The sequence below is a fragment of the Kitasatospora sp. NPDC059827 genome (genome assembly GCF_042731675.1).
Taxonomy (GTDB): domain Bacteria; phylum Actinomycetota; class Actinomycetes; order Streptomycetales; family Streptomycetaceae; genus Kitasatospora.
This window is the reverse complement of the sequence record NZ_JBHWIV010000009.1, coordinates 90,282-110,832: the sequence shown is the minus strand read 5'-3', so window position 1 is coordinate 110,832 and position 20,551 is coordinate 90,282. Positions and strand designations below refer to the sequence as shown.

The following is a 20,551-nucleotide window of genomic DNA, read 5'->3' as shown; positions in this document are numbered from 1 at the left end:
CTCAGTACCCGAAGGCCCGTGCCGTGTTCGCCGCGATCGCCGTCGACAGCTCGTCCTCGTGCAGCCCCAGGGTCGCCGCCATCGACCGCACCGTGACCGGGATGAGGTACGGCGCGTTCGGCCGCCCCCGGTACGGGTGCGGGGTGAGGAAGGGGGCGTCGGTCTCGACCAGGACCCGGTCGAGCGGGGTGGCGAGCAGGGCGTCGCGCAGCGGCTGGTTGGCCTTGAAGGTGACCGGGCCGGCGAAGGAGAGGTACCAGCCGTGCTCGGCGCAGACCTTCGCCATCTCGGCGTCGCCGGAGTAGCAGTGGAAGACGGTCCGCTCCGGGGCGCCCTCGGCCAGCAGGACGGCGATGACGTCCTCGTGGGCGTCGCGGTCGTGGATGACCAGGGCCTTGCCGTGCCGCTTGGCCATCTCGATGTGGCGGCGGAACGACTCCTTCTGGATCTCCACGCCCTCCGGCCCGGTGCGGAAGTAGTCCAGCCCGGTCTCGCCGACGGCGCGGACCTGCGGCAGCGCGGCCAGCGCGTCGATCTCGGCGAGCGCCTCCTCCAGCGCCGCCTGCCCGCCCGCGAGCCGCTGCTGCCCGGACCACCCGTCGGCGTCGCCGAGGAAGATCCGCGGCGCCTCGTTGGGGTGCAGGGCGACGGCCGCGTGCACCTGCTCGTACTGCGCCGCCAGCTCGGCGGCCCAGCGCGAGCCGGGCACGTCGCAGCCCACCTGGACGACCGTGGTGACCCCGACCGAGGCGGCCCGGGCGAGCCCCTCGGCCGGGGTGCCGGCCTGCATGTCGAGGTGGGTGTGCGAGTCGGCCACCGCCACGGCCAGGGGTTGCGGCAGCGGCGGCGGGGTCGACCGGTCGTCGTCCTTCCCGGCCATCAGGAGGCCGGCTTCTCTTCGAGGCGCGGGAACAGGATCTCGCCCTTGGTGACGGTGGCGCCGACAGGCAGCCGGCCCCAGTCACCGGTGGTGGCGATGCGCTGGTCGGCGAGCGCGCCGAGGCCCTCGGCGGCGCCCAGCGAGGCCCACAGCTTCTCGGCGGTGGACGGCATCACCGGGTTGAGCAGCACGGCGGTGCCGCGCAGCGCCTCGGCGGCGGTGTAGAGGATGGTGGCGAGGCGGGCCTGGCCCTCCTCGGACTCGTCCTTGGCGACCTTCCACGGCTCCTGGGTGGTGAGGTAGCCGTTGACCTGCTTGACGAACTCGAAGATCGCCGCGAGGCCGCCGGCGAAGTCCAGCTCCTCGCCGATCTTGGCGTCGGCGGCGGTGACGGCGGCGGCCAGCCCGTCCGCGACGGCCTGCTCGGCCTCGCCCGCGGCGGTGGCGGCCGGCAGCGCCCCGCCGAAGTACTTGCCGACCATCGCGGCGACCCGGGAGGCCAGGTTGCCGAAGTCGTTGGCGAGCTCGGAGGTGTAGCGGGCGGTGAAGTCCTCCCAGGAGAACGAGCCGTCCGTGCCGAACGGGATCGCCCGCAGGAAGTAGTAGCGGTACGCGTCGACGCCGAAGTGCGAGGTGAGGTCGGTGGGCGCGATACCGGTGAGGTTGGACTTGGACATCTTCTCGCCGCCGACCATCAGCCAGCCGTTGGCGACGACCCGCTTGGGCAGCGGCAGGCCCGCGGCCATCAGCATGGCCGGCCAGATCACCGCGTGGAAGCGCAGGATGTCCTTGCCGACCAGGTGGACGGAGGCCGGCCAGAGCTCGGCGAAGCGCTCCGGGTCGCTGCCGTAGCCGGCCGCGGTGATGTAGTTCTGCAGCGCGTCGACCCAGACGTAGAGGACGTGCTTCTCGTCCCAGGGCAGCGGCACGCCCCAGTTGAAGGTGGAGCGGGAGATCGAGAGGTCCTTGAGGTCCTGCTCGACGAAGCGCAGCACCTCGTTGCGGGCCGAGGCCGGCTGGATGAAGCCGGGGTTGGCGGCGTAGAACTCCAGCAGCCGCTCGGCGTAGGCGGAGAGGCGGAAGAAGTAGTTCTCCTCCTCCAGCCACTCGACCGGCTTCTTGTGGACGGAGCAGAGCTTCTCGTCCTCGGTGGCGCCGTCGAGCAGCTCGGCGGGGAGCTTGAACTCCTCGCAGCCGACGCAGTAGGGGCCGGAGTAGCCGCCCTTGTAGATCTCGCCCTTGTCGAACAGGTCCTGGACGAACTCCTGCACCCGGGCGGTGTGCCGCTCCTCGGTGGTGCGGATGAAGTCGTCGTTGGCGATCTCCAGGTGCTGCCAGAGCGGCTTCCAGGCCTCCTCGACCAGCTTGTCGCACCACTCCTGCGGGCTGACGCCGTTGGCCTCGGCGGTCCGCATGATCTTCTGACCGTGCTCGTCGGTGCCGGTCAGGTACCACACCTTCTCGCCGCGCTGGCGGTGCCAGCGGGTGAGGACGTCGCCCGCCACGGTGGTGTACGCGTGGCCCAGGTGGGGACGGTCGTTGACGTAGTAGATCGGAGTGGAAACGTAGTACGCCGGGGCGCTCGTCCCGGTGGTGCTGTGGTCTGCAGTGGCCGCCATGGTCGGAAAGCTTAGTCGGGCCCGAACGCACCCCTCGACCGGATATCGCCCGGGCGTACCGCGGGGCCGCCCGCCGCACTGCTCGCGGCGGGCGGCCCCGGCCGCGCTCCCCCGGACCCGTCGGCCCGGTCGGCCCAGGACCCGTCGGCCCGGTCAGCCCAGGAGCCGCGACCAGAACCGGGCCCAGCGCCCCTGCGGCCGGGCGGGCCCGGAGGCCGGGGCCGGCCGGGCCGGCTCGGCGTGCGCCGGGTAGCCGGGGGCGTGCTGCCAGGCCTGGTCGGCCCCGGCCACCCGGCCCTCGCGCATGATCCGGACGGTGTGTCCACCGCAGCCCGGGCAGGTCGGCTTGAGCAGCGGGGACGGCACCCGGACACCGTTGGCGTGGTACTCGAACACGATGTGACCGTCCCGGGCCACGTGGTGCTCGATGTCGTACGCCTGCTCCCAGCCGTACCCGCAGCGCAGGCAGGCGAAGGAGTAGGCCTCCCGGACGGTCTCGACGGGAGTGTGCGCCCGCCCCGCCAGGCCGGGGGCGTTCAGCGCGTTGCCACTGCGGGGGCTACCGATCGTGTCGCTCATAGCCAACTCCCAGTGCCCGTCGGGCGCTCGCCCGGCTGGGTCTTTCCGTTCAAGGAAATGCCCGTACCGCCCTGGCTGACGCCCTTCTTGTGAAGACTTGGATGCGGGTTGGCGAGCCCTATACAAAGGGCGCGTCGGGAACCGGAATCCGGGGTCGAACCTTCATCGCAGCGGGCGTTTAGCCGGGCCTTCCCTCCAAGGTACGACTCCCCGCCCGCCACGCAACCCCCGGAATTCACCCCTTTTTCAAAGCCCCTTCCACGGCTTCCCGCTTCGCCGCGACGACCGCGTCGAAGACCTCCCGCTTGGGCACGGACAGTTCGACCGCGACCGCCGCGATGGCCTCCTTGCGCCGCTCCCCGGCCTCCTCCCGGACGGCCACCAGCCGGGCCAGCTCGGCCGGGGTCAGCTCCTGGGGCGCGGCCGGCGGGGCGCCCGCGACCACGACGGTGATCTCGCCCCTGACGCCGTCCGCGGCCCAGGCCGCCAGCTCGCCGATCGGCCCGCGCTTGACCTCCTCGTAGGTCTTGGTGAGCTCGCGGCACACGGCGGCCGGGCGCTGCGGCCCGAAGGCGTCCGCCATCGCGGCCAGCGCCTCGGCGATCCGGTGCGGCGCCTCGAAGAAGACCATGGTGCGCGGTTCGGCGGCGACGGTGGCCAGCTGCCGGGCCCGGTCGCCGGTCTTGCGCGGCAGGAAGCCCTCGAAGGTGAAGCGGTCGACCGGCAGGCCGGACAGCGCGAGCGCGGTGAGCACCGCGGACGGCCCGGGCACGGCGGTGACCTTGACGTCGGCCTCGACGGCGGCGGCCACCAGCCGGTAGCCGGGGTCGGAGACGGACGGCATCCCGGCGTCGGTGACCAGCAGCACCCGGGCGCCGCCGAGGAGCGCCTCGACCAGTTCGGGGGTGCGTCCGACCTCGTTGCCCTCGAAGTAGGAGACGACCCGCCCGGCCGGGGTCACCCCGAGGGCCTGGGTGAGCCGGCGCAGCCGCCGGGTGTCCTCCGCCGCGATGACGTCCGCCGTGGCCAGCTCGGTGAGCAGCCGGGGCGGGGCGTCCGAGACGTCGCCGATGGGGGTGCCTGCGAGAACGAGTACTCCTGTCACGGGCCCCATCCTCGCAGCTCCGGGCCGCCGGGGCGTTTGGTGACGATTCGGTCAGCTTCCGAGGGACCGGTCACACGTACGAGGAGCGCCCCTACGATGTGGCGGATGAACGGCGACACGGCGGCGCAGACGCCCACGGGTACGGACCACTCCGCGCGGGGCGGTGTCGGCCTGCCGTCCCCCCGCTCACCGGAGTCACCCCGCTCCCCGGAGTCACCCCGGACACCCGCGCCCTGGCGGGAGCGCCTGGCCGGCTTCGGCTACCGGGCCCGACCGACCGGCACGCTCACCGAGCGCCTCGTCCCGCCGTTGCCGGACGGCCCCGGGGTGACCCGGCCCGACGTCGCGCAGTCCCCGCTGCTGCTGCGGCTGGGCCTGCGGCTGCCGCAGGGCCTCTGGTACTTCCTGTGCCGCTGGTCCGGCTGGCTGGGCCCGGTCGCGGTCGCGGTGTTCGCCGGGCTGCTGCGGTTCACCGGCCTCGGCCAGCCGCACGCGATCATCTTCGACGAGACGTACTACGCCAAGGACGCCTACGCGCTCTGGCACGGCGGCTACGAGATCAACTGGCCGGAGGACGCCAACACGACGATCATGACGCCGGGCGCGGCCGTGCCGTACCGCTCGACGCCGTCGTACGTGGTGCACCCGCCGGTGGGCAAGTGGATCATCGGCGCGGGCGAGCAGCTGTTCGGCATGAACCCCTTCGGCTGGCGGTTCGCGGTGGCCCTGCTCGGCACCCTGTCGGTGCTGATGCTGGCCCGGATCGCCCGCCGGATGTTCCGCTCCACCCTGCTGGGCTGCGTGGCCGGCCTGCTGCTCTCGGTGGACGGCCTGCACCTGGTGCTCAGCCGGACCGCGCTGCTCGACCTGGTGGTGATGTTCTGGATCCTCGCCGCCTTCGGCTTCCTGGTCCTGGACCGGGACCGCACCCGGGCCCGGCTCGCGGCGAGGCTCGGCGGGGTCGAGGACGCGGTGCTCGCCCAGCGGCTCCACCTGGGCTGGCGCCCGTACCGGATCGCGGCCGGCGTCTGCGTCGGCCTGACCTGCGCCACCAAGTGGAGCGGCCTGTACGTCGCGGCCGCGTTCGGCCTGATGACCGTGCTGTGCGACGTCGGCGCCCGCCGGCTGGCCGGCGCCCCGCGCCCGTACCTGGCCGTGCTGGCCCGGGACGTGGTGCCCGCCTTCGTGTCGGTCGTCGTGGTCTCGGTCGCGGTCTACGTGGCGTCCTGGTGGGGCTGGTTCGCCAGCAGCAACGCGCCCGGCCAGGGCGGCTGGGGCCGGGACTGGGCGGTCGGCCGCTCCACCGACTACCCGTGGATACCCGAGGGCCTGCGGGCCCTGTGGCACTACCACTCGACGGTCTACGAGTTCCACACCCACCTGACCGACCCGCACACCTACCAGTCGAACCCGTGGTCCTGGCTGGTGCTGGGCCGCCCGGTGTCCTTCTACTACGAGTCCCCCAAGCTCGGCCAGAGCGGCTGCACCGTCGCCGACTGCGCCCGCGAGGTGCTGGGCATCGGCACCCCGCTGCTCTGGTGGACGGCCCTGCTGGCGCTGGTCTACTGCCTGTGGCTCTGGGCCTTCCGCCGGGACTGGCGGGCCGGCGCGCTGCTGTGCGGCCTGGCCGCCGGCTACCTGCCGTGGTTCCTCTACCAGCAGCGGACGATCTTCCTGTTCTACGCGGTGGTCTTCGTCCCGTTCCTGGTGCTCGCCGTGACGATGCTGATCGGCGCGCTGATCGGGCCGGCCGGCGCCTCCCGGGACCGCCGGATCATCGGCTCGGCCGCGGCCGGACTGCTGGTGCTGCTGATCATCTGGAACTTCCTGTACTTCTATCCGCTGTTCACCGGGCAGACCATCCCGCTGAGCGACTGGCGCGCCCGGATGTGGTTCAACAGCTGGATCTGAGACCCCCCGTGACCAGCGGCGGAAGCGTCCGGGGAGGGCGCGCACACGGTCCCCCTCCAACCGTCCGAACCCGTCCACAACACGTACCAGATCCGTCACAAGTCCCCGGCGTTTCGTCGGCGCACCGATCCGCCCTGCCTAGGGTGGGGGGAGTACCGCGTTTCCGGCCCCGCCGGTTGCGCCCGGCCGCGAGACCCCTGGGGGATTTGCACCATGCGCAGTGGCGCGAAGATCGGCATCATCACCGGCGTGTCCATCGCCGTCCTCGCGGGCGGTGGCTACGGGGCCTACAGCCTGATGGGCGGGTCGGACTCCTCGTCCGGCGACAAGAAGCCCCGCACGGTGGTCGCCGAGCCGCCCACGGCCGACCAGGCGGCGAGCGGTGCGAAGGACTTCCTGGCGGCCTGGACCTCCGGCGACATCGCCAAGGCGGCCTCGCTGACCGACGACCCGGCCGCGGCCACCACGGCGCTGACGGCCTTCAAGGACCAGGTGAAGCCGAGCGCGCTGACCCTGTCCCCGGCCGGCCCGGCCACGCCGCAGGCCTTCGCCTCGGCGACCGGCACCCCGGCCCCGGCCAAGCCGACCGGCGCCGCCTCGGCGACCCCGTCCGCGGGCGCCACCGCCGGCGCCACCGACTCGCCGTCCGCCGCCGCCTCCCCCTCCGGGCCCACCGGCGTGCTGATGGGCTTCAAGGCCCGCGCCGAGTTCGCCGGCACCAGCCGGGTCTGGGACTACAACGGCTTCCTCGGCGTCGTGAAGATGAGCGACAACACCCCGGCCGTGCACTGGGCGCCCTCGGTGATCCACCCGCACCTGTCCGGCAACGAGACCATCGCCACCCAGCAGGTCTTCGCCCCGCCGTCCACCGTGGTGGACCGCAACGGCAAGGCGCTGCAGGGCGCCTCGCTCACCCCGGCGCTGATGGCCACCCTCCAGGACAACGCCCACAAGCTGCTGCCGCCGGACCCGAACAAGGACCAGGACGCGGGCAGCGCGGTGGTGATCACCGACCCGGCCGGCAAGACCGCCGCGGACAAGCTGTTCACCATCGTCGAGCCCAAGCCCGGCAAGCCGTTCAAGGTGACCATCGACAACACCCTCCAGGCCGCCGCCGAGAAGGCGATGACCGACCTGGGCGGCAAGCAGGGCTCCATCGTGGCCATCGAGCCCAGCACCGGTCAGGTGCTGGCCTTCGCCAACGCCCCGGCCACCGGCCAGAACCGGGCCTTCACCGGCCTGCTCGCCCCGGGTTCGACGATGAAGATCGTCACCTCGACGGCCCTGCTGGAGTCCGGGCTCACCCCGGACAGCAACGTGGCCTGCCCGGAGAAGAGCAGCAACCCGGTGGCGATCCCGAACGACTTCCCCGGCGCCTTCCCGGACTACTCGCTCCAGAAGGACTTCATGGTGTCCTGCAACACCGCCTTCATCAACCAGGGCCTGACCAGCCTCAAGCCCGAGACGCTGTCAGGCACCGCCAAGGACGTGTACGGCATCGGCCTGGAGTGGAAGACCGGCCTGCCGAACGCCGACGGCAAGATCCCGGCGACCCCGGGCAGCAAGGACGAGCAGGCGATGAACTACATCGGCCAGGGCAAGGTCCAGATGAACCCGCTGGCCATCGCCTCGATCACGGCGACCGTCCAGAGCGGCGCGTTCAAGCAGCCGATCCTGGTCGCCGGCCTGCCCCAGCAGCAGGCGGCCCGGCAGATCTCGCCGGACGTCGCCGCCAAGCTGCGCGCGATGATGAACGCCACCGCCGTCGGCGGCACGGCCAGCCAGGTGATGGCCGGGATCACCGACAACGCGGGGGCCAAGACCGGCTCCGCCGAGGTCCAGGGCGCGTCCACCACCAACAGCTGGTTCACCGCCTTCCGCGGCAACCTCGCGGTCGCCGCCGAGGTCCAGGGCGGCGGCCACGGCGTGGACGCGGCCGGCCCGGCCGTGGCCTCGCTGCTCAAGTCCGGCAACAAGTGAGCGCCTGAGTCCGGTACGCGAGGAGCCCGCCACGAACGACGTGGCGGGCTCCCGTGCGTGCGGGCCCCGCTCAGCTCCTCGGCAGGGCGGGCCGCGGCGCCTCCGGCGCGGGCCTGGGCGCCACCGGGCGCCGGCTGCTCCAGCGCCGGGCCGCCAGCCGGGGCCAGATCACCAGGACGGCGGGCAGCGCCAGGTACCCGAACCGCCCGGCCGGGGCGAGCGTGAAGGCGATCGCCAGCCCGGCGGCCAGCAGGTCGGCGGCGGCGATCGCGGAGACCGGCGGCCGGGCCACCAGCCAGATCGCCACCCCGACCAGGGCCAGGGTCATCAGCGCGAGGGAGACGGTGTGCCCGGTCGGCCCGAAGCCGGCCAGCACCTTGCCGGGCAGCGGGCTGCCCGCCGGGGTGCGGATCGCGGTCATCCCGAGCGGGAAGCGCACCACCTGGTCGCGCAGCGCCTGCGGCTGGGTCAGGACGGACGGCAGCAGCACCGCCGCGCTCACCCCGGCCCCGATCAGCGCGGTACGGGCGGCGGGCCGCCGGCCGTACAGCCGCCACAGCAGCAGGACGGCCACCGGCAGGGCGGGCCAGGCGGTCCACTTGAGGCTGCAGGCGAGGGCGAGCACCAGCCCGGCGGCGACGGTGCGGTCCCGCTCGGCGAGCGCCATGGCCAGGCAGCAGACCCCGATCAGCGGCAGGTCGACGCCGCCGACCACCAGGGCCAGCGCTATCAGCGGCGAGGCGGTGAGGACGGCCAGCGGCAGCAGCGGCGCGCGATGGCCGTCGGTGCCGGGCCGGGTGGGCCGGAGCAGCCGCCAGGCGGCCAGCAGGCAGACCACGAAGGTGAGGGCGAACCAGATCCGGGCGTCCCCGGCGACCCGGGCGAAGGCGGTGGAGCTGCCGAGCAGTTGGCGCGGCAGTCCGAACAGCGACATCGCCGGGAGGTAGGGGTTGTAGTCGGTGACCACCACCGGGTGCGGGAGGTAGACGTCGCCGGTGGTGAGCATCAGATGGGCCGAGCGTTCGACCACCATCACCTCGGACTGGTGGCGGCCGGTCACCGCGAGCAGTCCGAGCGGCGCCAGCACGGCCCCGAGCAGGGCGACCACGGCGGCGGCCTCGGCCGCGAAGCGGCGCGGCAGGGTGAGGCAGAGCAGCCCGGCGACCACGTAGGCGGGGGCCGCGACCAGGCCCCACAGCCGCTGGTTGGCCAGGTCGGAGACGAGCGGGAAGGCCGCGGCCCAGCCGGCCGCGACCAGACAGCCGAGCAGCTGCACCCAGCGCAGCGAGGCGAGCCGGGAGGGATTCCACCGAACGGGCGTGGGCGGGAAGGTGCTCTCACCACGCTGGCGGGGGAACGGGCGGCCGGTGGAGCCCGTCGGCGGCCGTCCGGGTCTGGCCGGCGGTTCGGCGTCGATGGTCGGGGCCGGCGTTCTGGAACGGCCGGTGAAGCGGCCGCGCGGGCGGGAGAAGCCGGGCGTGCGGGTGCTCACCATGGTGGAAGGTTATGGCGGCGAACCGGGCCCTGTCGCCACCGCCTCGGGCCCCGATCGGGACGCTACGCGCGTAGGGCCGCCGGGTGTCGTACCACGCGGCGGCCCTTCACGATTGGATAACGGCCCGGCGGCCGACGCCCTGGTCAGCCGGTGCCGGTCCCGCTCGGGACGGCCGGCTGCTCGGCGCGCTCCAGCCGGGAGTGCTTGACGCTGTAGCCGAAGTAGACGACCAGGGCGACGGCGAGGGCGATCGCCCCGGCCCGGAAGGTGTCGGCGTGCAGGCCGGTGATCAGGTAGACGCAGAAGCCGACGCTGAGCAGCGGGACGACCGGGTAGCCGGGGACCTTGAAGCCGCGCGGCAGGTCGGGCTGGGTGCGGCGCAGCACGATCACGCCGATCGAGACCACCGAGAAGGCGATCAGGGTGCCGAGGCTGGTGATGTCGGCCAGCACGTTCAGCGGGATGAAGGCGGCCAGCGCGCCCACGCCGAGCCCGACCACCAGGGTGTTCCAGACCGGGGTGCCGGTACGCGGGGAGAGCTCGGCGAAGCGCCTGGGCAGCAGGCCGTCGCGGCCCATCGAGTAGAGGATGCGGGTCTGCCCGTAGATCACCACCAGCGTGATGCTGAAGATCGAGACGATCGCGCCGACCGCGAAGATCATCGCGGGCCAGCTCTGGCCGGTGATGTCCTGGAGGATCTGGGCGAGCCCGGCCTCCTGGCCGTCGAACTTCTGCCACGGCTGGGCGCCGATGCCGGCCAGCGCGACCAGGATGTAGAGCAGGGTCACCACGACCAGCGAGATGATGATCGCCATCGGCATGGTCCGGCGCGGGTTCTTGACCTCCTCACCGGCGGTGGACACGGCGTCCAGGCCGATGAAGGAGAAGAAGATGCTGGACGCGGCGACCTGCACGCCGCCGATGCCGAGCGGCATGAACGGGGTCAGGTTGCCGGAGTGGAAGCCGGTGAGCGCGACGCCGATGAACAGCAGCAGGATCACGATCTTGACCGCGACCATGGCGGCGTTGACCTTCACCGACTCGCTGACCCCGCGGATCAGCAGGAAGCAGACCATGGCGACCAGCAGCAGCGCCGGCAGGTTGAACCAGTGGGTGCTGTCCGGCGCGCCGGACAGCCGCTCGGGGATCTTGAACCCGAAGGCCAGGTCGAAGAACTTGTTCAGGTACTCGGCCCAGGTCACCGCGATCGCCGAGGCGGAGACGCCGTACTCCATCAGCAGGCAGATCCCGACGCCGAAGGCGACGCCCTCGCCGAGGGTCGCGTAGGCGTAGGAGTACGAGGAGCCGGAGACCGGGATCGCGGAGGCCATCTCGGCGTAGCAGAGCGCGGTGAGCCCGGCGGTGACCGCGGCGATCACGAAGGACAGGATGACCGCCGGACCGGCCGACGGCACCGCCGTGTTGAGCACGAAGAAGATGCCGGTGCCGATGGTGGCGCCGATGCCGATCGCGGACAGCTGCCAGAGCCCGATCGAGCGGCGCAGGTGGATGCCGGAGCGGCCGCCCTCCTCGGGTGCGCCGGCCGGAAGGCCGTGGCCCTCGCTCTCGGCGAGCAGGGTCGAGACGGGCTTGCGGCGCAGCAGACGCGCACCGAGGGTGTTGCTGGCCAAAACTGCTGTCCTTCTGGGCGGGGGAGGGTGTCCTGGTGGCCGGTCACTCCGAGTACTGGGGGGTGACTTCGGGGACCAACCGAACAAACATGGGACAGTACCCGGCAAAGACGCCAGTGTCGCAAACAAACAATACCGATCCGCGCATTGTACGAATCGGCGCACCAGAGCTCACAAACCAGACGCTTCGCACACGGCGGATCTTCCGGGCGTCGGATAAAAGACCAGGTCAGCACCCCTGCCCGGGTCAGCGGCCGAGCACCGCCCGCATCACCGAGCGGGCGATCGGGGCGGCCAGCGCGCCACCCGTGACGTCCGTGGCGTCACTGTCCGCGACCACCACCGCCACCGCGACCGGCGCCACCGCGGCCGAACCGGCCGGCGCGGCCCAGGAGATGAACCAGGCGTACGGCGTCCCGCTGTTCTCCACCCCGTGCTGGGCGGTACCGGTCTTGCCGCCGACCACCGCCCCGGGGATCCGGGCGTTGCCGCCGGTGCCGTTCTCCACCACGTCCGTCATCAGCTTCCGCAGCTGCCCGGCCACCGCCGGGGTCAGCGCCTGCCGGTACACGGCCGGCCCGCGCACCTCGACCACGGTGCCGTCGCCCCTGGTCAGCCGGTCCACCAGCCGCGGCCGCATCACCGTCCCGTCGTTGGCGACCCCGGCCGCGACCATCGCCATCACCAGCGGGGTGGCCGCGGTGTCGAACTGCCCGATCGAGGAGAGCGCCAGCTGCGCCGGGTCCATCGCGGTGTCGACGTTCGACCGGGCCGGGCGCACCGGCACGTCCAGCTTCGGGTCGTTGAAGCCGAAGCCCTCGGCCGTCGCCACCAGCCTCTCCAGGCCCGTCCGCACCCCCAGGTGGCCCAGCACGCTGTTGCAACTGGCGGTCATCGCCGCGTCCAGCGACAGCCCGGGCCGGTCGCAGGCCGCGCTGTCGTTCACCAGCGGCGTGGTCGTCCCCGGCAGCACGTACGGGAAGGGCGCGTCGGTCGGCGCGTCCGGGTCGGTCACCACCCCGGCCGCCAGCGCCGCGGCGGCGGTGACCACCTTGAAGGTCGAGCCCGGCGGGTAGGTCTGGCGCAGCGCCCGGTTGAGCATCGGCTGGTCGGGGTCGGCCTGCAGCCGGTTCCAGGCCGTCTGGTCGGCCCCCGCCGAGCCGGCGAAGTCGCCCGGGTCGTAGGAGGGGGTGCTGGCCAGCGCCAGGATCCGCCCGGTGGCCGGCTCGATCGCGACCACCGCGCCCTTCTGGTCGCCCAGCCCGCGCACCGCGGCCTGCTGGGCGGCCCGGTCGATCGTGGTGAGGACGTTCCCGCCGGGACTGCGCCGGCGGGTGAGCGCGTCCCGGAGCGACCAGCCGGTCAGCCGGCCGTCGGTGCCGTTCAGCAGGCCGTCCTCGGTGCCCTCCAGCTGGCTGTTGCCGTACGCCTGGGAGGAGAAGCCGGTGACGGCGGCGTACGTCGTCCCGTCGGCGTAGGTGCGCTTGTAGGCGTACCGGCCGCCGGTGGGCCGGGAGCCGGTCACCGGCTCCCCGTCGACCAGGACGTCCCCGCGCGGACGGGCGTAGCGCTCGACGACCAGCCGCTGGTTGGCGCTGTTGCGGTCGAGGTCCCGGGCCTCGAAGACCTGCACCCGGGTGGCCTGCACGCACAGCGCGCCGACCAGCAGCAGGCAGAAGGTGGCCGCCCGGCGACCGGTGACCGAGATCCCGGGCAGCCCCTGCGGCCCGTTGCCCCGCGGCCCGAGGCCGGCCATCACCGCACCTCCGGCGCGGGGACCGGCCGCCGGGCGTCGTCGCTCATCCGCACCAGCAGCGCCACGATGATCCAGTTGGTCACCACCGACGAACCCCCCTGGGCGATGAACGGCATCGTCATCCCGGTCAGCGGGATCAGCGCCAGCACCCCGCCCGCCACCACGAACACCTGGAGGCCGACGATCGCGGCCAGCCCGATCGCCAGCAGCCGCCCGAACGGGTCGCGCAGCGCGATGCCGGTCCGGAAGCCGCGCGAGACCAGCACCGCGTACAGCAGGAACACCGCGAACAGCCCGGTCAGGCCGAGCTCCTCGCCGATGGTGGCGAGGATGAAGTCCGACTTGGCGGCGAAGCCGATCAGCACCGAGTGCCCGTCGCCCAGCCCGGTGCCCAGCTCACCGCCCCAGGCGAAGGCGAACAGCGACTGGGCGATCTGGTTGGCGCCCCGGCCCGCCGCGATCGATCCCAGCGGGTCCAGCCAGTCCACCACCCGGCTGTGCACGTGCGGCGAGAGCCAGCCCACCGTCACCGCGCCGACCGCCGCCAGGCCCAGCCCGATCGCGATCCAGCCGGTGCGCGCGGTGGCCACGTAGAGCATCACCACGAACAGCCCGAAGTACAGCAGGGCCGTCCCGAGGTCGGTCTCCAGCACCAGCACCCCGACGAAGGCCGCCCAGATCAGCAGCACCGGCCCGAGCACCCGCCCGCGCGGCAGCTGCCAGCGCCAGACCCGGCGGCCGGTGAGCGCCAGCGCGTCCCGGTGCACCGCGAGGTAGGCGGCGAAGAAGACCGCCAGCAGGATCTTGGCGAACTCCCCCGGCTGGAAGGACAGCGGCCCGACCACGATCCAGATCCGCGAGCCGTACACCGGCGGGAAGAGGATCGGCAGCACCAGCAGGACCAGCGCCAGCAGCGCCCCGACGTGGGCGTAGCGGCGCAGCCGCCGGTGGTCGCGCACCAGCAGCAGCACGGCGGTGAACAGCCCCACCCCCAGGGCCGACCAGAGCAGCTGGGTGGAGGCGGCCTCCCGGCCGGGGGTGGCCCGGTCCAGGCGGTAGATCACCACCAGGCCGATCCCGTTCAGCAGCACCGCGATCGGCAGCAGCAGCGGGTCCGCGTACCGGGCCCGCAGGCGGACCGCACCGTGCGCCGCCAGGGCGAGCACGCCGAGCGCCGCCCCGTACTGGGCGGCGTCGGCGGGCGCCCGCCCGTCGAGGTTCACCCCGACCTCGACGTAGCCGAACACGGCGATCAGGACGGCGGCCAGCACCAGCACCAGCTCGGTGGTGCGCCGGGGCCGCACCGGCCGAACCGGCCGGGCCGCGGATCTCGTCACGGCGGAGGGTGTCGCCACGGACCGTCCTGGGGGAGGCGGGAGTCGAAGGGGTCGACCGGGTCCGGACACCGGTGCCCCGGTTCGTCACCCTAACGAGCGCTATCCATATTTATCGGCTCTTCGCCACGGTGTGTCCGCCTTTGCCGCGATCGCACCCACCGCACCTCACTCCGGCCGCCGCCCGGCCAGCACCGCCGCCCCCGCCCCGAACACGGCCAACAGCACGACGGAGAACAGCAGTTCACCCCAGGGCACGGCCACCCGCCCGGTCCGGGCCGCCGTCACCACCCCGCGCACCGCCGCGTTGGCCGGCGAACCCGGCAGCACCAGCGCCGCCGCGGCCGACCCCAGCGCCGCCAGGATCCCGTACGGCGAGCGGACCAGCACCGGACGGTTGCCCAGCACCCCGGCCGACGCCCCCAGCAGCACGCAGACCACCGAGGCCACCAGCCCGGCCAGCAGCGCCCGGCCGACACCCGGCTCCCGCCCCGCCCCCGGGTCGGCCACCGCGCCGCCGACCCACCACAGCGCCGCCACCTCGCCCACCGCCAGCAGCAGCCCCGCCGTCACCGCCGCCAGCAGCGCCCCCAGGTGCACCCGCACCGGGCCCGCCACCGCCACCAGGCAGGCCCGCGAGGCCGGCGGCTCGGCCGTCAGCACACCGCGCACGCACCAGGCGCTCACCGGCACCAGCAGCCCCGCCCCGAACCCGAGCCCGCCCAGCAGCGGATCCCCCGGCGTCACCCCGACCACCAGCACCAGCGCGAACGCCAGGAACGGCGGCAGCCAGGCGTGCGAACGCACCAGCAGCTCCAAGTGGTACCGGGTCAGCGCCCCGACCTGCCCCATCACCCCTCCTCCCGCCGGCGCACCGCCAGCACCCGCAGCGCCGGGCGGCTCAGCAGCAGGCCCCGCAGCAGGGCGTCCGAGTGCCCGGCCGGCACCTCCAGCCGCACCGCCGTACCGCCCAGCGCGGTCACCACCGGCGCGCCGGGCAGCCGCTCCGGCAGCGGGGCACCGTCCGCCAGGTCCACCTCGACCTCCACCACCGGCCCGCCGTCCACGACCGGCACCGCCTCCCCGACCGGCCGCAGCCCGCCGTCCGCGCCCACCCGGTAGGCGGCGCTGGTCCGCCCGGCCAGCCGGGCCGGGTCGTGGTCCACGAACAGCACCGTGCCACCCGCCGCCGCCCGCTCGGCGGCCGCGTCGTCCAGCACCGCCCGCGCCCGCGGGTCCAGCCCGGTCCAGGCCTCGTCCAGCAGCAGCACCCGGGCCTCGGCGATCAACGCCTGCACCACCGCCACCTTCTGACAGGTGCCCTTGGACAGCCGGCTCAACGGGGTGCCCGCCCGGTCCGCGATGCCGAACCGGTCCAGCCACTGCCCCGACCGCCGCCGCGCCTCCCCCGCCGACAGCCCGTGCACCCGGCCCACCCGCACCAGGTACGAGGCCGCGTCGAACGGCAGCGCCGGCGGGAAGCGCTCCGGCACGTACGCCGCCGCCCCGGGCCGCACCACCCGGCCGGTGCTCGGCCGCTCGATCCCGGCCGCCAACCGCAGCAGCGTCGACTTGCCGCTCCCGTTCGCCCCGGCGATCCGCACCAACTCCCCCGGCCCGACGACCAGTCCGACGTCCCGCAGGATCCACCGCCCGCCCCGCCCGTACCGCTTGCCGACCGCGGTCAGCTCCATCCGCACCCCGCCTCCATCCGGTCCCCCGAAGGCTATCCGGCGCGGGTAAGGCCGACGTCAGCACCGCGTCCGGCAAACCCTGCCCCGCACGCCGGAGTTCACGCCGGGGCGGGCGGGTGCACCGCCCGGTCCCGTTTGGCCTTGACGAACTGATGATCCCTAGGATCGGCCGGGTGAATACCGGACGACGACCGAAGACCAGGCTCGGCAGCCTGCTGGCCGCCCTGGCGATAACGGGCGCCTCGCTGCTCCTCGGCCTGCCCGCCCACGCCGACGAACCATCAGCCGGCGCCTCCCCCGCACCGAAGGAGGCCCCCAAGGTCGACCTGATCCTGGACGTCAGCGGCTCCATGAACACCGCCGACATCCAGGGCAAGAGCCGCATCTCGGTGGCCCAGAACTCACTGAACGAGGTGATCGACGCCCTGCCCGCGGAGACCGAGTTCGGCATCCGCACCCTCGGCGCCACCTACCCCGGCAACGACAAGAACATCGGCTGCCAGGACACCAAGCAGCTCTTCCCGGTCGGCAAGACCAACAAGGTCGAGGCCAAGACCGCGGTCGCCACCCTGCGCCCCACCGGCTGGACCCCGATGGGCCTCGCCCTGCGCGGCGCGGCCCAGGACCTCGGCAAGGGCGACGCCACCCGCCGGATCGTCCTGATCACCGACGGCGAGGACACCTGCACCCCGCCCGACCCGTGCGACGTCGCCCGCGAACTCGCCTCCCAGGGCATCCACCTGGTGGTCGACACCCTCGGCCTGGCGCACGACGACAAGACCCGCCAGCAGCTGCTCTGCATCGCCAACGCGACCGGCGGCACCTACACCGACGTCCGCACCCCCCAGCAGCTCACCGACAAGGTGAAGCAGCTGGTCGACCGCTCCAACGACACCTACACGGTGACCCCGTCCAAGACCGCCGGCACCGACAAGTGCGAGAGCGCCCCGGTGCTCACCCCCGGCGTCTACAGCGACCGGGAGAAGTTCTCCGAGCACCGCGTCTACAAGGTCCCGGTCAAGTCCGGCCAGGAACTGCGCGCCTCGGTCAGCGTCGGCCTCGACCGCGCGGTGGCCCGGGACTACGGCGTCCTGCTCCAGGCCACCAGCGCCGCCGGCCAGGAACTGGTCCGCGGCACCGACGCCGGCAGCGCCCGCGCCGACGTGATCTCCACCGGGCTGCGGTGGTCCACCGACGACTCCAAGGGCTACGTCACCGCCAGCCCCACCACCTCCGCGAAGGACAAGCCGGACACCACCGTCTGCCTGGTGGTCAGCAACTCGCTGGCCCCGCAGTCCGGCGTCCAGGCCGACCCCGGCATGCCGCTGGAGCTGACCGTGGACCTCGCCTCCGCCTCGCCCGCCCCCGAGGGCGCCGCCATGGGCCTCGGCCGCGGCTGGATCCTGCTGCTCACCCTCACCCTGGCCGGCCTGGTCCTCGGCCTGCTCGCCGGCTGGATCGCACGCTGGCGGATCGCCGTCTGGCGGGAGAACTGATCATGCGTACGACGATCCGCGGCGCCCTCGCCGCCCTCGCCCTGCTGCCCGCCCTCGCGCTGGGCGCCCCGGCCGCCTCCGCCGCCTCCGCCGCCTCGCCGTCCCCGACGGCGACCGCGAGCGGCACCCCGGCCCCGGCCACCAAGGCCGGCACCTCCTTCCTGACCGCGGTCAACCTCTCCCCCGGCCAGGACGCCGATGTCGCCGTCTCCACCGGCGACTACCTCTACTGGGCGTTCGGCGCCTCCGAGGGCCAGACCCCGACGGTCAGCCTGACCGTCAACCTGGCCCCGGCCGCCGACCGGCACGGCCCGCAGACCTGGAGCGTCGAGGTCTTCGACGGGCTGCGCCGCCGCCAGGCCTGCACCGCCGGCACCCAGAACGCCACCGGCGACCAGAACACCACCTCGCTGACGCTGAACTGCACCCTGCGCGAGGTCCGCACCTGGGCCGAGCCGTGGTCCGGCGACCCGCTGCCCGGCACCTACTACGTCCGGCTCTCGGTCACCGACGCCCCGCAGCCCGACCTCGGCCTGGCCGCCACCACCCGGCTGCACGTCGCCGCCAAGGGCAACGCCGACAACGCCCAGCCCGAGGGCGGCGAGCTCAAGGCGCCGCTGGTCCCGCCGGCCGGCGGCGGCGCGAGCACGGCCCGGGCCGCGGCCCCGGTCGCGGAGCAGGACCACTGGTACACCGGCTGGTTCTCCGGCTGGAACAGCCGCTGGTACTGGACCATCGGCGGCGGCTTCCTGGCCGCCCTGGCCGGCATCCTCGGCTACCACCTGACCCGGCACCCGCGCGGCCACCGCCCCGGCCACCACGGCGGCGTCCCGCCCCAGGGCTCGCACCACCAGCACGGCCACTACGCCGAGCGCCCGTAGTCCCGGCCCCACCCGTCGAGGGCCGGCCGGACACCTTCCGGCCGGCCCTCGAACGCGTCTACGATCGAAGGGTGCAGCCGCGCGGCCGGATCGTGGTCGGCGTGGACGGCTCCGCCCCCGCCCGCGCCGCGGTCCGCTGGGCGGCCCGCCTGGCCCGCCGCACCGGCGGCCCGCTGGAGGCGGTGGCGGTCTGGGACTTCCCCTGCCTGTTCGGCGAGCACGGCCTGGTACCGCCGGCCCTGGACGGCTTCGAACCGGAGCGCCGCGCCGCGGAGATCCTCGACGAGGCGGCCGCGGACTGCGGGCTCAGGCTGGACTGCGGGCTCCGGCTGGACCGCCGGCTCAAGGCCGGGCCGCCCGGGCCCGCCCTGGTCGCCGCCGCGGCCGGCGCCGCCCTGCTCGTCCTCGGCAACCGCGGCCACTCCACCCCGCCGGACGCCCCGCTGGGCACCGTCGCCCAGTACTGCCTGCACCACGCGCCCTGCCCGGTGGCCGTCGTCCGGGCGGACGGTGCGCGGACCGGCCCGTGACGGTGCGCGGATCAGCCCTTGAACAGGTTGTGCCCCACGTCGGACGGCACCTCGTCCTGGACCGGCTTGCTGCCCGGCCCCGGCACGTGCTCGCCCGGGACCGGCTGGTCGCCCTCGCGGTGCAGCAGCACCACCCCGTCCTCGGCCCAGAGCTGCCGGTACCCGTGCGCCAGCAGCAGCTGGATCCGGTCGGCCTGCTCCTTGTCGGTCTTGAAGGGGAAGGACCGCTTGTCGGAGCGGGTCAGCACGTACTCGCGCCCGCGCGGCGTCCCGTCCACCAGCACCACGTCCGTCCGGGCGGTCAGCCGCGGCGCGATCTGGTTGTCGGCCTCCACCGAGGCGCCGTCCGGGATCAGCGCGGCCGCCCGGACCAGCGCGGCCTCGCTCGCCCTGGGCTCCCAGGAGGACGGCACGGCCAGTTGCAGCAGCCCGATCGGCACCGCCGCCACCAGCGCCACCCCGACCGTGCCCAGGCCCAGCAGCCGGGCCCGTCGCCGGGTCCGCTCGGGCCGCCCGGTGCTGCTCAGCCGGCCCAGCACCTCGAGGCTCGCGGTCAGCAGGACCGGCCAGAGCATCGAGTCGTAGTGCCGGGCGATCGACCAGTGGTTGGGGTTGCTGGAGAGGATCCGTTCGGCCAGCAGAGGGAGCAGGCACAGCACGGTCGCCGAGCGCAGCGGCAGCAGGAACACGGTGCCGAACAGCCAGAGCAGCAGCAGCGGCTTCAACGGCTGGTCGAAGGCGGTCTGCACCAGCAGGAAGGGGTTGTGCAGCAGGTGGGTGACCGCCTGGCCGCCGTCGTCGCCGAGCACCTTGTAGTTCCAGTAGTAGCCCGGCTCGCCGCCCATCGCCGGGATCAGCCACTTGATCGCCACCGCCGAGGCGACGGGGCCGCCGAGCAGCAGTCCCAGTCCGGTCAGGCGCCCCGCGCGGTCCCCGGTGCGGCGGGTGCGCAGCAGCAGCACCAGCCCGTACGCGCCGACCAGCAGGCCGAGGTCCTCCTTGGTGCAACACAGCAGCACCGCGGCGAGCACCACCGTGCCGTAGCGGCGGGCCAGGCCGCGCTCCAGCATCAGCAGGGTCAGCGGGACGGCGAAGGCCACCTCGTGGAAGCCGACCCGGGAGGCGACCAGCAGCGGCCAGCCGAGCGCGTAGACCAGCCCGGCCAGGTCGGCGGCCCGACGGGCGGTGCGCGGCTCGGCGGCGGCGAAGGAGTGCGCGGCGATCCGGCGGATCAGCGGCACCCCGAGCGCGAACAGCAGCGCCTGCCCGATGATCAGCGAGCGCGGGTCGTCCCAGATCCAGTACAGCGGCGCGAGCAGCGCCAGGACCGGGGAGAAGTGGTCGCCGAGCAGCGAGAACCCGGGCGGGAACTCGTGGTGGTAGTACTTCAACGTCGAGACCGGCAGCCCGAAGTGGGCGTAGCCGCGCACGCCCTGGTCGAAGATGCCGAGGTCGAAGCCGCCGAGCGAGACGGAGAGCCAGCCCTGCATCCCGATGGCGCACATCACCGCGAAGCACAGCAGGCTGAGCAGCACGGTGCGCCGGGCGGGCGGGCCCAGGACGGCCGCGGCCCGGCGGGCGGCGGCGGGTACGGCGGCCCGGGTCGTCGGCGGGGTCGCGGTCTGGGTGGTCACGTCGGCTCTGGTCCGTCTCTGGTCCG

The 20,551-nt window shown here is 73.8% G+C and carries 16 protein-coding genes; 5 read left to right on the top strand and 11 right to left on the bottom strand.

Going from position 1 to position 20,551, the window contains the following annotated elements:
* Position 1: 1 nt before the first annotated feature.
* The 4 genes from ACFV8H_RS08485 to rsmI all read right to left on the bottom strand — a co-directional run bounded on the left by ACFV8H_RS08485 (position 2) and on the right by rsmI (position 4,183).
* Positions 2–880: a TatD family hydrolase gene (locus ACFV8H_RS08485; protein WP_380397586.1), complete on the bottom strand. Its 879-nt coding sequence runs from the start codon at positions 878–880 to the stop codon at positions 2–4.
* Entirely contained in the window at positions 880–2,499 is a 1,620-nt protein-coding gene (metG, locus tag ACFV8H_RS08480) for a methionine--tRNA ligase (RefSeq protein WP_380397584.1), read from the bottom strand. The genes ACFV8H_RS08485 and metG overlap by 1 nt, the downstream gene beginning before the upstream one ends.
* A gap of 153 nt (positions 2,500–2,652) precedes the next feature.
* Entirely contained in the window at positions 2,653–3,084 is a 432-nt protein-coding gene (locus ACFV8H_RS08475; RefSeq protein WP_380397582.1) for a hypothetical protein, read from the bottom strand.
* Between the two features lie 229 nt (positions 3,085–3,313).
* On the bottom strand, positions 3,314–4,183 hold the full coding sequence (gene rsmI, locus ACFV8H_RS08470) for a 16S rRNA (cytidine(1402)-2'-O)-methyltransferase (RefSeq protein ID WP_380397580.1): 870 nt from the start codon (positions 4,181–4,183) through the stop codon (positions 3,314–3,316).
* 105 nt (positions 4,184–4,288) lie between these two features.
* Here rsmI and ACFV8H_RS08465 point away from each other — a divergent pair, with 105 nt between their 5' ends.
* The gene (locus tag ACFV8H_RS08465; RefSeq protein WP_380397578.1) at positions 4,289–6,094 is read left to right on the top strand and encodes a dolichyl-phosphate-mannose--protein mannosyltransferase; all 1,806 of its coding nucleotides are present in this window, start codon (positions 4,289–4,291) and stop codon (positions 6,092–6,094) included.
* Between the two features lie 213 nt (positions 6,095–6,307).
* Positions 6,308–8,074 carry a penicillin-binding transpeptidase domain-containing protein gene (locus tag ACFV8H_RS08460; RefSeq protein ID WP_380397576.1) on the top strand — a complete coding sequence of 589 codons (1,767 nt, stop codon included), beginning with the start codon at positions 6,308–6,310 and terminating at the stop codon, positions 8,072–8,074.
* 70 nt (positions 8,075–8,144) lie between these two features.
* On the opposite strand, the gene ACFV8H_RS08455 is transcribed toward ACFV8H_RS08460, so the two are convergent.
* The 6 genes from ACFV8H_RS08455 to ACFV8H_RS08430 form a co-directional block, all read right to left on the bottom strand.
* On the bottom strand, positions 8,145–9,569 hold the full coding sequence (locus tag ACFV8H_RS08455) for a glycosyltransferase 87 family protein (RefSeq protein WP_380397574.1): 1,425 nt from the start codon (positions 9,567–9,569) through the stop codon (positions 8,145–8,147).
* Positions 9,570–9,712: 143 nt separating this feature from the next.
* Complete coding sequence (locus ACFV8H_RS08450; RefSeq protein ID WP_380397573.1) at positions 9,713–11,200, bottom strand: amino acid permease; 1,488 nt, start codon at positions 11,198–11,200, stop codon at positions 9,713–9,715.
* 247 nt (positions 11,201–11,447) lie between these two features.
* Complete coding sequence (locus ACFV8H_RS08445) at positions 11,448–12,956, bottom strand: penicillin-binding transpeptidase domain-containing protein (protein ID WP_380397571.1); 1,509 nt, start codon at positions 12,954–12,956, stop codon at positions 11,448–11,450.
* Entirely contained in the window at positions 12,956–14,293 is a 1,338-nt protein-coding gene (locus ACFV8H_RS08440) for an FtsW/RodA/SpoVE family cell cycle protein (protein WP_380397569.1), read from the bottom strand. Before ACFV8H_RS08440 ends, ACFV8H_RS08445 begins: the two co-directional genes overlap by 1 nt.
* A 165-nt stretch (positions 14,294–14,458) precedes the next feature.
* Positions 14,459–15,142 carry an ABC transporter gene (locus ACFV8H_RS08435; protein ID WP_380397567.1) on the bottom strand — a complete coding sequence of 228 codons (684 nt, stop codon included), beginning with the start codon at positions 15,140–15,142 and terminating at the stop codon, positions 14,459–14,461.
* On the bottom strand, positions 15,142–15,984 hold the full coding sequence (locus tag ACFV8H_RS08430; RefSeq protein WP_380397565.1) for an ATP-binding cassette domain-containing protein: 843 nt from the start codon (positions 15,982–15,984) through the stop codon (positions 15,142–15,144). The genes ACFV8H_RS08435 and ACFV8H_RS08430 overlap by 1 nt, the downstream gene beginning before the upstream one ends.
* A 173-nt stretch (positions 15,985–16,157) precedes the next feature.
* On the opposite strand from ACFV8H_RS08430, the gene ACFV8H_RS08425 reads away from it, so the two are divergent.
* The 3 genes from ACFV8H_RS08425 (at position 16,158) to ACFV8H_RS08415 (ending at position 18,891) form a co-directional block, all read left to right on the top strand.
* Positions 16,158–17,480, top strand: coding sequence for a VWA domain-containing protein (locus ACFV8H_RS08425; protein WP_380397563.1), 1,323 nt, complete (start codon positions 16,158–16,160; stop codon positions 17,478–17,480).
* A gap of 2 nt (positions 17,481–17,482) precedes the next feature.
* Positions 17,483–18,361 (top strand): peptidase, encoded by an 879-nt coding sequence (locus ACFV8H_RS08420; protein WP_380397561.1) that lies wholly within the window; start codon positions 17,483–17,485, stop codon positions 18,359–18,361.
* A 71-nt stretch (positions 18,362–18,432) separates the two neighbouring features.
* Positions 18,433–18,891 carry a universal stress protein gene (locus tag ACFV8H_RS08415; RefSeq protein WP_380397559.1) on the top strand — a complete coding sequence of 153 codons (459 nt, stop codon included), beginning with the start codon at positions 18,433–18,435 and terminating at the stop codon, positions 18,889–18,891.
* A gap of 11 nt (positions 18,892–18,902) precedes the next feature.
* Here ACFV8H_RS08415 and ACFV8H_RS08410 read toward each other — a convergent pair whose 3' ends face one another.
* A complete protein-coding gene (locus ACFV8H_RS08410; protein WP_380397557.1) occupies positions 18,903–20,525 on the bottom strand; it encodes a DUF2079 domain-containing protein in 1,623 nt (540 codons plus the stop codon).
* Positions 20,526–20,551 lie beyond the last annotated feature (26 nt).

Bases quoted from the DNA above. Each gene is read 5' to 3' on its own strand.
- ACFV8H_RS08465 (WP_380397578.1), top strand. From the start codon at position 4,289: ATGAACGGCGACACGGCGGCGCAGACGCCCACGGGTACGGACCACTCC.
- metG (WP_380397584.1), bottom strand. From the start codon at position 2,499: ATGGCGGCCACTGCAGACCACAGCACCACCGGGACGAGCGCCCCGGCG.
- ACFV8H_RS08430 (WP_380397565.1), bottom strand. From the start codon at position 15,984: ATGGAGCTGACCGCGGTCGGCAAGCGGTACGGGCGGGGCGGGCGGTGG.
- ACFV8H_RS08435 (WP_380397567.1), bottom strand. From the start codon at position 15,142: ATGGGGCAGGTCGGGGCGCTGACCCGGTACCACTTGGAGCTGCTGGTG.
- ACFV8H_RS08445 (WP_380397571.1), bottom strand. From the start codon at position 12,956: ATGGCCGGCCTCGGGCCGCGGGGCAACGGGCCGCAGGGGCTGCCCGGG.
- ACFV8H_RS08485 (WP_380397586.1), bottom strand. From the start codon at position 880: ATGGCCGGGAAGGACGACGACCGGTCGACCCCGCCGCCGCTGCCGCAA.
- ACFV8H_RS08455 (WP_380397574.1), bottom strand. From the start codon at position 9,569: ATGGTGAGCACCCGCACGCCCGGCTTCTCCCGCCCGCGCGGCCGCTTC.
- ACFV8H_RS08460 (WP_380397576.1), top strand. From the start codon at position 6,308: ATGCGCAGTGGCGCGAAGATCGGCATCATCACCGGCGTGTCCATCGCC.
- ACFV8H_RS08420 (WP_380397561.1), top strand. From the start codon at position 17,483: ATGCGTACGACGATCCGCGGCGCCCTCGCCGCCCTCGCCCTGCTGCCC.